Source organism: Streptomyces sp. NPDC026417 (assembly GCF_055567695.1).
In genome coordinates this window covers 114,783-125,963 of sequence record NZ_JBVHPY010000009.1, presented here as the reverse complement: position 1 = coordinate 125,963, position 11,181 = coordinate 114,783, and the positions used below count along the sequence as shown (strand labels likewise).

9 protein-coding genes are annotated in these 11,181 nt (G+C 72.6%); 6 read left to right on the top strand and 3 right to left on the bottom strand.

The window, feature by feature from the left end:
- The first annotated feature begins 320 nt into the window (after positions 1–320).
- The 4 genes from ACZ4NT_RS16660 to ACZ4NT_RS16645 all read left to right on the top strand — a co-directional run bounded on the left by ACZ4NT_RS16660 (position 321) and on the right by ACZ4NT_RS16645 (position 4,590).
- A complete protein-coding gene (locus ACZ4NT_RS16660) occupies positions 321–1,631 on the top strand; it encodes a sulfite oxidase (protein ID WP_121406909.1) in 1,311 nt (436 codons plus the stop codon).
- 84 nt (positions 1,632–1,715) lie between these two features.
- On the top strand, positions 1,716–3,011 hold the full coding sequence (gene pcaDC / locus ACZ4NT_RS16655) for a bifunctional 3-oxoadipate enol-lactonase/4-carboxymuconolactone decarboxylase PcaDC (protein WP_467725961.1): 1,296 nt from the start codon (positions 1,716–1,718) through the stop codon (positions 3,009–3,011).
- Between the two features lie 124 nt (positions 3,012–3,135).
- Positions 3,136–3,771 carry an MBL fold metallo-hydrolase gene (locus ACZ4NT_RS16650; RefSeq protein WP_121406912.1) on the top strand — a complete coding sequence of 212 codons (636 nt, stop codon included), beginning with the start codon at positions 3,136–3,138 and terminating at the stop codon, positions 3,769–3,771.
- A gap of 39 nt (positions 3,772–3,810) precedes the next feature.
- Entirely contained in the window at positions 3,811–4,590 is a 780-nt protein-coding gene (locus tag ACZ4NT_RS16645) for an exodeoxyribonuclease III (RefSeq protein ID WP_121406914.1), read from the top strand.
- Positions 4,591–4,631: 41 nt separating this feature from the next.
- On the opposite strand, the gene ACZ4NT_RS16640 is transcribed toward ACZ4NT_RS16645, so the two are convergent.
- The gene (locus ACZ4NT_RS16640; protein ID WP_467725958.1) at positions 4,632–6,401 is read right to left on the bottom strand and encodes an SGNH/GDSL hydrolase family protein; all 1,770 of its coding nucleotides are present in this window, start codon (positions 6,399–6,401) and stop codon (positions 4,632–4,634) included.
- A gap of 258 nt (positions 6,402–6,659) precedes the next feature.
- On the opposite strand from ACZ4NT_RS16640, the gene ACZ4NT_RS16635 reads away from it, so the two are divergent.
- Together ACZ4NT_RS16635 and ACZ4NT_RS16630 are read left to right on the top strand one after the other, a co-directional pair.
- Positions 6,660–7,100, top strand: coding sequence for a DUF6278 family protein (locus ACZ4NT_RS16635; protein WP_121406919.1), 441 nt, complete (start codon positions 6,660–6,662; stop codon positions 7,098–7,100).
- Positions 7,101–7,383: 283 nt separating this feature from the next.
- The gene (locus ACZ4NT_RS16630; protein ID WP_121406921.1) at positions 7,384–8,127 is read left to right on the top strand and encodes an amino acid ABC transporter ATP-binding protein; all 744 of its coding nucleotides are present in this window, start codon (positions 7,384–7,386) and stop codon (positions 8,125–8,127) included.
- A 425-nt stretch (positions 8,128–8,552) separates the two neighbouring features.
- Here ACZ4NT_RS16630 and ACZ4NT_RS16625 read toward each other — a convergent pair whose 3' ends face one another.
- Positions 8,553–10,136, bottom strand: coding sequence for an alpha/beta fold hydrolase (locus ACZ4NT_RS16625; protein WP_121406923.1), 1,584 nt, complete (start codon positions 10,134–10,136; stop codon positions 8,553–8,555).
- Between the two features lie 192 nt (positions 10,137–10,328).
- On the bottom strand, positions 10,329–11,084 hold the full coding sequence (locus ACZ4NT_RS16620) for a hypothetical protein (protein ID WP_467725955.1): 756 nt from the start codon (positions 11,082–11,084) through the stop codon (positions 10,329–10,331).
- Positions 11,085–11,181 lie beyond the last annotated feature (97 nt).

Below are 11,181 nucleotides of genomic sequence, written 5' to 3'. Positions count from 1 at the left end.
CGCCTCGCTCCGCGGTACCGCGCGCTCCCGTCGCGCCGCTGTTGTTGATCCTCCGCCCGGCGCGACGCGCCTGACGCATTCCGAAGTGGCCGTACGGCAAAGGCACTTCGCGCGGAGCCGGTGACCGGGCCCGCCCGTGTGCGTCCCCCCGCCTCCGGCCCCCGGCTCCGCCCCGGCCACCCCTCTCGGGACCCCGGCACGTCTCCGTGCCGAGGCCCTCCCGCGGGCCGTCCGGCGGGACCCGCCACCGTCGCACCGTGCTCGTACGCCCTCGCGTTCCCCGGACAGTCGCCACCGCCCCGAAAGGCAGGCCCCCGCCCATGTCCCACTCCGAACTCGCCTACGACCGCCGCAGACTGCGCCAGTGGCTGGCGGGTGACGCACGGGCCGACGGCGTCGCCCGGCGCGACCTGCTCAGGCTGCTCGCCGCGGCCGGACTCACCGCGGCCGCTCCCGTCGCCCTGAGCTCACCGGCCGCGGCGGTGACGCGGGCGTCCGCCCCCGCGAGCCCGGCGGCCGGCGCCCCGGCCACCGGCACGGCCGCCGCACCCGGCATCGTCAAGGCCCTTCCGGACGAGTGGTTCACCGTCCGCGGCACCAACGCCGAGACGAAGTTCGCCGCCCTCGCCGGCACCGGTCTGCACACCCCCGCCGACCGCTTCTTCGTACGCAACCACACCTCGACGCCCGTCCTGGACGCGGACACCTGGACGCTCACCGTCCACGGCGACGGCCTGCACCGCGCGAAGCCCGTCGAGTTCACGCTCGCGGACCTGAAGCGGCTGCCGGCGACCACCCGTACCGCGTTCGTGGAGTGCGCGGGCAACGGCCGCAGCCTCTTCACCGGTCAGCAGGGGCAGCCCGTGACCGGTACGGCGTGGACGCTCGGTGCCGTGGGCACCGCCCGGTGGCGTGGCGTGCGGCTGGCCGAGGTGCTCCGGCGGGCCGGACTGAACCGCCACGCCGTGGACGTCATGCCCGTCGGCCTCGACGCCGAGTACGTGACCGCGGACGGCACGAACCTCGGACATGTCCGCCGGCCCCTGCCCCTGTCCAAGGCTCTCGACGACGTCCTCCTCGCCTACGAGATGAACGGCGAACCGCTGCCGCCCGACCACGGGCACCCGGTGCGTGTGCTCGTGCCTTCCTGGGTGGGCATCGCCTCCGTCAAGTGGGTCGGCGGCATCGAGGTGTCCGCGCAGCCCCTCTACTCGCCCTGGAACACCGACTTCTACCGGCTGTTCGGCGACGCGTACCCCGCCGGGGGCAGTGCGCCGCTCACCCGGCAGACCCTCAAGAGCGCCTTCGAACTCCCGTGGGAGGCGAGCCTCCCGGCCGGCGTCGAGCGGCGGCTGACCGGCCGCTCCTGGTCGGGGACCGGGGCGGTGGCCCGTGTCGAGGTGAGCACCGACGGCGGCGGCAGCTGGCGCCGGGCCCGGCTGCACGACACCCCGCGCCGCGGCTCCTGGGTCCGCTGGTCCACCGATTGGCGGCCGGCGGCGCCGGGCCCGTACACGTTGCTGGCGCGGGCCACCGACACGACGGGCCGCACCCAGCCGGAGACGACCGTGCCCAACACGCAGGGCTATCTCTTCGACGCGGTGGTCCGGCATCCGGTGAAGGCGGTGTGAGGGTCTGCCGGTGATGCGGGGAGCCGGGCGCGGAGTCCGGGGGCCCGCGCCCGGGCCGGAGCGCGTTGCGGTTAGCGTGGTGCGGTGAGTGAGACGAAGACCCCTGCCCTCCAGTACCGCTTCGACGGCCCCGACGACGCTCCGGTTCTCATCCTCGGCCCCTCGCTCGGGACGACGTGGCACATGTGGGACCGGCAGATACCGGAGCTGGTGAAGCACTGGCGGGTCTTCCGTTACGACCTCCCCGGGCACGGCGGGGCGCCGGCGTACCCGGCCGGTTCCGTCACCGAACTGGCCGGGCGGCTGCTCGCGACGCTCGACGCACTGGGCGTACAGAGATTCGGGTACGCGGGCTGCGCGTTCGGCGGCGCGGTCGGGGTGGAACTCGCGCTGCGCCACCCGCAGCGGCTCGCCTCGCTCGCGGTGATCGCCGCCTCGCCCCGGTTCGGCACGGCCGACGAGTTCCGCCAGCGCGGTGTGATCGTCCGCACGAACGGGCTGGAGCCGATCGCACGGTCGGCCCCGGAACGGTGGTTCACGGGCGGGTTCGCCGCGGCCCAGCCCGCGATCACCGAGTGGGCCGTGCAGATGGTGCGGACCACGGACCCCGGCTGCTACATCGCCGCCTGCGAGGCGCTCGCCGGGTTCGACGTACGGGCCGAGCTCGGCCGGATCGGCGTGCCCACGCTGGTCCTGGTCGGCTCCGAGGACCAGGTCACCGGGCCCGCCGAGGCCCGCACCCTGGTCGCCGGCATACCGGACGCCCGGCTCGCCGTCGTCCCCGGCGCCTCCCACCTGGTCCCCGTGGAGCAGCCCGCGGCGGTCACCGACCTGCTCGTACGGCATTTCTCCACCGCCTGGCAGAACGCCTTCGACTCGGCGACCGGCCAGACGGCGATCCCGCCGACCCCCGTGAAACCGGTGCTGAACCCGCCCCCTCCGAGCACGCCGGTCGCCGAGATCGCCTCCGCCGTCGCGCAGCCGGACACGCTCGGCCGGCCCGACCCGTACGACATGGGGATCAAGGTCCGCCGGGAGGTCCTCGGCGACGCGCACGTCGACCGGGCGCTGGCCTCGGCCGACGCCTTCTCCGGGGACTTCCAGGAATTCGTCACCCGGTACGCGTGGGGCGAGATCTGGGACCGGCCGGGACTGGACCGGCGCTCGCGCAGCTGTGTCACGCTCACCGCGCTGGTCGCGGGCGGGCACCTCGACGAGCTCGCGTTCCACACCCGCGCCGCCCTCCGCAACGGCCTCACCCCGGACGAGATCAAGGAAGTGCTGCTCCAGGCCGCCGTCTACTGCGGCGTCCCGGCCGCGAACAGTGCCTTCAGGGTGGCGCAGGAGGTCATCCGGGAGGAGACCACGCCCCAGGAGTGAGGTTCCGGGTCCCGTCCGCGGGCCCGTTCGCCCGTGCGGACGGGACCCGGGACGGGACCCTCCGGGCGGCGGGAGCACCGCCCTGAGCAGCCCATCGGCCCGCGGGCGGAGGCAGGATGGACTCATGAAGCTCACGAAGAAGTCGCACGCCTGCGTCCGCCTGGAGAAGGACGGGCAGACGCTCGTCCTCGACCCGGGCGGGTTCAGCGAGGAGGACGCCGCGCTGGGCGCGGACGCGATCCTCGTCACCCACGAGCACCCCGACCACTTCGACGAGGGGCGGCTGCGGACCGCCATGGAGGCCAATCCGGCCGCCGCGATCTGGACCCTCGCCTCCGTCGCGGAGAAGATCTCCGCCGCCTTCCCGGGCCGGGTCCACACCGTCGGCCACGGGGACACCTTCACCGCGGCGGGCTTCGACGTGCAGGTGCACGGCGAGCTGCACGCGGTCATCCACCCGGACATCCCGCGCATCACCAATGTCGGCTACCTGATCGACGGCGGACGGGTCTTCCATCCCGGTGACGCGCTCACGGTCCCCGACCGGAGCGTCGAGACGCTGATGCTGCCGGTGATGGCTCCCTGGAGCAAGATCTCCGAGGTCATCGACTACGTCCGCGAGGTCCGGCCGCAGCGCGCGTACGACATCCACGACGCGCTGCTCACCGACCTGGCCCGGCCGATCTACGACAACCAGATCGGCGGCCTGGGCGGCACGGAGCACCTGAGGCTGGCGCCGGGAGCGTCGGCGAAGGTCTGAGCGAGGGCGTTGTCGTACCCGCCCGGTAGGTTGGAGGGCATGCGCATCGCCACCTGGAACGTGAACTCGATCACCGCCCGACTGCCGAGGCTGCTGGCCTGGCTGGAGAGCAGCGGCACCGACGTGCTCTGCCTCCAGGAGGCCAAGGTCGCCGAGGAGCAGTTCCCGGTCGACCAGCTGCGCGAGCTGGGCTACGAGTCCGCGGTCCACGCCACCGGCCGGTGGAACGGCGTGGCGGTGCTCTCCCGCGTCGGCATCGAGGACGTGGTGAAGGGCCTGCCGGGCGACCCCGGTTACGACGGCGTCCAGGAGCCCCGCGCCCTCTCCGCGACCTGCGGCCCCGTGCGCGTCTGGTCGGTGTACGTGCCGAACGGCCGCGAGGTCGACCACCCCCACTACGCGTACAAGCTCCAGTGGTTCGAGGCGCTGCGGGCGGCGGTCGCGGGTGACGCGGCCGGCAGCCGTCCGTTCGCGGTGCTGGGGGACTACAACGTCGCTCCGACGGACGACGACGTCTTCGACGTCGCCGCCTTCGAGGGCGCCACCCACGTCACCCCGGCCGAGCGGGCCGCCCTGGCCTCGCTGCGGGAGGCCGGCCTCTCGGACGTGGTCCCGCGCCCCCTCAAGTACGCGCACCCGTTCACCTACTGGGACTACCGCCAGCTCTGCTTCCCCAAGAACCGCGGCATGCGCATCGACCTGGTCTACGGCAACGAGGCCTTCGCCAAGGCCGCCACCGACGCCTATGTGGACCGGGAGGAGCGCAAGGGCAAGGGCGCCTCGGACCACGCGCCCGTCGTGGTCGACCTGGACGTCTAGCCGGGCCCGGGGCCCGAGCCGCCGTCGGGCCGGCGCCGGATCTACGGTTCGAGCAGGCCGAGGTCGACGGACTCCGCGAGCGCCGTCAGCCCCGCGTCTCCCGGATGCAGGTGATCGCCGCTGTCGTAGGCGGGGAGCAGCCGCGCCGGGCGGGCCGGGTCCCGCAGCACCGCGTCGAAGTCGAGCACGCCGTCGAACTCCTCGTTGTCCCGGATCCACGCGTTCACCGCGACCCGCTGGGCGTCCGCCGCCGCGGTGCAGAGCGCCTCGCCCTCGCAGGGCGCGATCGTCGCGGCGAGGACCCGGATCCCGCGGGCCCGGGCCCGGTCCGCGATCTCGCGCAGCCCGGCGACGACCTGGTCCGCGGACGCGCCCCAGCGCACGTCGTTCACGCCCTGGAAGACAACGGCCGTACGGACGGACGTCTGGGCGAGCACGTCGCGGTCGAGGCGGTGCAGCGCGCTCACCCCGCCGCTGTCGGTGGAGACCCCGTCGCCCGGATAGCGGTCGGTGACCACGCGGTTCGCCGAGATGCCCTGGTTGAGGATCCCGTAGTGCGGGATCCCGGAGGAGGCGCGGATCCGGTCGGCGAGCAGGTCGGGCCAGCGCCGGTCGGCGTCCGGCGTCGACTTCTCGCCGTCGGTGATGGAGTCGCCGAGCACGGCCACGGACCCCGGGCCGCCGCCCACGTCCACCCCAGTCAGCAGCGGCCAGTTGGTGATCGTGGTGGTGTACGCGTCGGGTGTGCCGTCGCCGGCGTGGTCACCCGGCTCGCTCACGTAGGAGTGCTGCACCGCGAGCCGGTGCACGGGCGCCGCCGTCACCGTGCCCGGCAGATGGAAGCTGACGAGCAGACCGGCATCGGCGGGTACGTCGAAGCCCACCGGGTCGCTGAAGGCCTGGGCCCCCGCGGGCAGGGTGGTGCCGGCCGCGCCCCGGAAGGACAGCGGAACCGGTGTGGCGGCCGGGCGCGCCCCCTCCGCCTGTACCGCCACCGTCGCACTGCCGATCGTCACGGGAGCGGACGCGAAGGTGTTGTCGAACCGGATCCGCACCCGGGGTCCGCCTGCCGAGGTGTGCACGACGAGCCGCAGTGTCCGGTCCGTCCAGGGCCCCACGCTCTGGTAGCCGGACGTCGACGCGGCCCAACTTCCGGTCCAGGCGCGCGTCGGGGGACGTACCGCCAACGCGAACACATGCAGCCCCCGGCTGTGCGGGAGCCGTACCGAAGCGACCTCGCGGCCTCTCGCGAGCGGCACCGTCACGACGTACAGCCTTGCCTTCTGGGCGAGTTGGCCCTCGGGGGTGTTGACGTGCGGCAGGGCCACGGCCTTGGTGGCGAGGGGACCGGCACGCCAGTCCGGGGCGGTCAGCCGGTACGAGGAGACGGAGCCGTCGGCGTACCGCACGGCGCCGGTGCCGCCGACGTCGCCGCCGCCCGTGCCGGCGACCAGGAACGCGAGCGCGTCCCCGTGGCCCCGCAGCCGCACGCTCTGCCCGTCGGCGCGCACGTTGTCGGGATCGCCCGGGTCCCTGTGCGGCCACGTCAGGCGGGCCCCCTGGATCGTCAGCGCGCGCCCCGGCGTCCAGCCGGCGGCCGTCAGGTCCTGCGCCGACAGGGAGCCGCCCAGACCGTCGAAGTCGGCCTCGTCCGGTCGCGCGTCGTCGCTGACCGCCGTGTTGTCGAAGAGCCGCTCCAAGGGCAGCGGCACGGTTTTCTGCGACGAGGTCGCGGACCCGGCGTACGCGGCAGGCGCGCCGCCCAGCAACAGGCCCAGGACCACGACCGCTCCCACGAGACATCGGCGCACGCCCGGCTCCTCCCAGAGCGGTGACTGACGTGGTGACAGGTGCACCATGAAACTAGGGAGGGTGCCGGGACGCGTCAATGAGCCGCGTACGAACGAGCGGTGAACGCGCCCCGCCGTGCAGCCGGTCGTCGCCGGGGCGCGCGGGGCACGGGGCGCGGTCATTTGGATGATTCCGTGATCAACTGCCGCAGGATACATTCGTGGACATGTCGGGAACGCGGGCCCGTCGGCGTTCGTTCCCTCATCGAGAGGCCGGTGATGAACATCCCCTTCTTGAACAAGTGGCGCAGGCGGCATCTCGCGGACCGCGGCCAGGTGCTCGCCGCGGCCTTCGAGGACGACCCCGAGGGCGTGACCGAGCTGCTCTCGGAGTGCGAGCTGCTCCGCTCCCAGGCCGCGATGGCGGGGCTCGAACTGGACGACACCCCGGCCTCGTTGACCGCCCTGGACCAGCTCCTGCCCCGCTGGCGCGACGACCCGGAGGCGCTGCCCTGGCTCGCCAACGACGCGGGCCTCTACCTGGGCACGGTCGTGGTCCGCACGGTCCCCGGCGCCACCTGGCACGTGTGGCCCGGCGGCAGCCCGGCGGTGCGCCTCGCGTCGGGCCGCGAGATCCCGGTCATCGAGGCGGGCCTGGACTGGGCCGTGACGGGCGCCCCGCAGCTGTCGCAGGTGTACGCGGAGGCGGCCGAGGGCTAGGGGGAGCCCTTGCCCGCCCGTACACCGTGTCACCCGTCCGGGGCGCGGGCGACGGGGCTCCGCGGGCGGCCGCCGTGCCGGCCGGACGCAGTGTCCCGGACCGTGCCGGACCGCGTGAAGCAGACCTGCGAAAGGGCCCCGGATCATGCGGCCCGGTGCCACGATGTCATCGTCGTACCGCGGCAAATACGGTTAATCGGGGGCAGGGCGTGTCGTCCGGTGAGTCCCGTTGCGCGTGGATAGTTTGCGCTGACCGACACAGCTGAAAGTGGGCAGGTCCGGGATGGCCGTCGAGCCGCTGATCGAACTGCGTGACGTGAACAAGTACTACGGCGAGCTGCATGTCCTGCAGGACATCAACCTCACCGTCGCCAAGGGGGAGGTGGTCGTGGTCATCGGCCCGTCGGGGTCGGGCAAGTCCACACTGTGCAGGGCGATCAACCGACTGGAGACGATCCGTTCCGGGTCCATCACGCTCGACGGACAGCCGTTGCCCGAGGAGGGCAAGGACCTCGCCAGGCTTCGCGCCGAGGTCGGCATGGTCTTCCAGTCCTTCAACCTCTTCGCCCACAAGACCGTGCTGCAGAACGTCTCGTTGGGGCAGGTCAAGGCCCGCGGCCGGAAGAAGGCCGAGGCCGACAAGCGCTCGCACGAACTCCTCGACCGGGTGGGGCTGGCCTCGCAGGCCGCCAAGTACCCGGCGCAGCTCTCCGGAGGCCAGCAGCAGCGCGTGGCCATCGCCCGCGCCCTCGCCATGGACCCCAAAGCCCTCCTGTTCGACGAGCCGACCTCGGCCCTCGACCCGGAGATGATCAACGAGGTGCTGGAGGTCATGCAGCAACTCGCCCGCGACGGGATGACGATGGTCGTCGTCACCCACGAGATGGGCTTCGCGCGTTCGGCCGCCAACCGCGTCGTCTTCATGTCCGACGGCCGCATCGTCGAGGACCGCACTCCCGAGGGGTTCTTCACCGATCCGCACAGCGACCGTGCCAAGGACTTCCTCTCCAAGATCCTCAAGCACTGAGGGGAGGGAGTTCCGATGACCCGCACCGTCCCCGGGACACGTGTGGGCCGCGCGCCCGGCGTGCGCACGGCCCGGCGCCCTCCGAACGTGTCCGCGCCGCGCCGGGCAAGGGCCCTACTGCCCGCCGTCGTGGGCCGGTTGGCGGCGGGACGGCCGGGGTCGCCGGTCACCCGGGGGGAGTTCCCCCGCACCGGGAGGCCGGCCGCGGCGAACCTCGACTACGCTGGGCCGTTCATCCCCGTGGTGACGGTGACCTCGCCGATCCGCATCGGGATGTGCGTGCCGCTCCTTCGGTCCACCTCAGGGTGGTCCGGCGCGAGCGGCGCAGTCCCGAGACCGAGGCCGTGGCACCGGCCGAACCAGGGACGCTGCTGCCGGGTGTGCAGTAGCTGAGAGGGCCAGGCCCGCCCGGCAGCAGCCGGAGATCACTGCTCGCGCAGGGGCACCGTCACATACGACGGGTCGTGCTCCGGTGAGGAGAAGGTCAGCTGCGCGCCGGACGGGTTGTGCTCGATGTAGAGCGGGTCGACCGTGTCGACGACCAGGGCGAGACGATGCCCTGCCGGGACGTCGTAGGCCGTGGAGAAGAGCTCCAGGTCGACGCCGAACGGCTTGCCGGGCGTCTGCCCGTGGAAGGTGTACGGCGCGTTGCTGACCAGCTTGCCGAGGCCGAGCGGGCCCACGTCGTACAGGTACGCGACGAGGGTGCCGCTCTCCTTGGTCCCGGTGACCGTCGTGTGCACCCTCGCCGTGCCGCGCACCTGCTGGGCGGTGGCGTACTTCGGCGACTGCCACACGGCCGCCCAGCGGCGCGGCAGCAGCGGGATCGAGGCGACGGGCGGCAGCTGAGCGAGCTGGTCGAGGACGCTGGACAGGACGACCACCCCGCCGTTCGCTCCCGAGTCCACGTTCGTGTGGATGGTCGTCTCGCCGGCCAGGGAGATCTTCTTCGACGCCGCGCCGACCGACTTCCAGTCCGGGTAGCCCTCGTAGCCGCCCGCGGAGCGGGGCTTGAGCCGCACCGGCTGTTCCCGCTCGACGCCGTTGTCCTCGCCCTTGAGGTGGTGGTCGAACCAGCGGCCGGTGTCCGTCCACACGTCGTTGGGTAGTCCGAGCAGTCCGGTCGCCTCGGCGGTGGCGTGGTCACCGGGGCGGAACTGCAGGCGCTTGGGGCCGGTCAGCCGCTCGTAGAAGTCCGCGTACTGGTTCGGCGGGAAGATCGTGTCTCCCCAGGCGTTGGCGAGCATGACCGCTGTGCCGTTGGCGTTGATCCGGTCGACGGCGTAGGCGGCGGAACGTTTCTTCCCCCACGCGATCATTTCCTGTTCCTTGGACAGGTTCGAGCCGAGGAAGTTCTTGAGGGTCTCCTGGAATTCGGCGCTGGGGCGGCCGGTGAGGTGGCCGGTGCCGCCCAGCAGCGCCGCGGCCTGGACGTGCTCGGTGCGGCCCGAGTAGATCGAGTCGATGAGGTCGGCCCAGCCGCTGAGGGCGGCCACCGCCTTGATGCGCTTGTCCTGGGCGGCGGTGAGGAGGGTGATGCCCGCGCCGTACGAGACACCCGCCATGCCGATCCTCGCTGCGTCGGCCGGCGTGTTCGCCAGCGCCCAGTCGATCACCTTGGACGCGTCCGCCGTGTCGGGCGGGCCGGCCACTTCTATCCGCCCGCCCGACTGCCAGAAGCCGCGGGTGTTGTAACTGACCACGACGTAACCGGAGTTCGCGAGCTTCTGGGCCTGCGCGAGGTACTCGATCTGCGGCACGGACCAGCTCGTGGGAAGCACGATCAGCGGGTAGCGCCGGGTGGCGTCGGCGCCTGCGGGGGTGGCGACGTTGGCCTTGAGGAGCGTGCCGCCGTCCCCGGTGATGTCCACGAAGCGGATGCCCGCCGTGCTGCTCGTGGCCGGCGCCGCCTGCGCGGTGGGGGCGAGGCCGAGGGCTGTGCCGGCGATCAGGGTCGCCGAAACGGCTCCTGCGGCGGTGGTTCGCAGGGCCTTGCGCGGATGTCCCACGGGTCACTCCTCACTCGTGTCAGTGCAAAGTGACCCGACGGTAACCTCGGGTTCCTACTAGGGGTAACCCGTCGGTAAGTTACGCCGGAGTAACGATTGTTGAAGTGTTCATTTCGTGCGCGTGCCGCCCGCTGAAGTGCGCGTTCCGCCTGCTGAAATGTGCGTTTCGTGAGGGGTGTCGGTGCGGTCCGGTCACTGCGCCCGGTGCGAGGCGGGGGCCGTCGTCACCGGGGCCGGGGCCTGTGCGGCGCGGGTGACGTCCCCGACGAGCTCGACGACATCGGGCCCGTACGCCTGCGAGTTGACGACCTTGAGCAGCAGCACGAAGGAATCGGTCCGGTACTTGCGGGCCAGCCGCTCGTGGTTCCGCGCGAGATAGCGCGACGCCGCCTGATTGGTGATCGCGCGCTGCCCGCAGAACAGGAAGACGGGCCGGGCCGCCCGCCCGAGGTCCGCGGTGAGCCGCGCCAGGATCACGTACTCGCCCCTGCCCGGCTCCAGGCGGTAGCGCTCGCTGCCGATCTGGAAGGCCCCGCGGTCCGGGCCCGGTTCGGCATCGGTGTTCACCCGGATGCCGGGCAGCAGCGAGTGCAGGTGCGCGGCCATGCGCCGGTTCGAGGCGGGCCCCCCGACGCAGAACTCCGTACGCTCCCCGAAACCCTGCTGCGCCGCGTCGTGCGCCACCACCTGGGCGTGCGCGCCGCAGTCCTTGATCAGGGCCGAGAGTTCCAGCAGCGCGAACACGTCGTGCCGCATCACGGTGAGTTCGGGCCCGCCGGCCTCCCGGTTCACCACGAGGAGCGACTCGGAGTTGTCCGGGAGCCCGAAGAAGGCCTGCTTGCGCCGGAGTCTGCGTTTCCACAGGTAGGTCCGGGCGAGCCAGCCCAGGCAGGCGCTGATGCCCGCCGCGACCACGCCGAGGACGATGTTGCGCACGTCGTCATTCATGGGCGCGCATGCTAGCGGTCGGACCGAACGGCGTTCGAGGGGGTCCTGACGCGAGCGTGCGGGGAAGTTACGCTGCGCGGATGGCTGTTGACTGGAG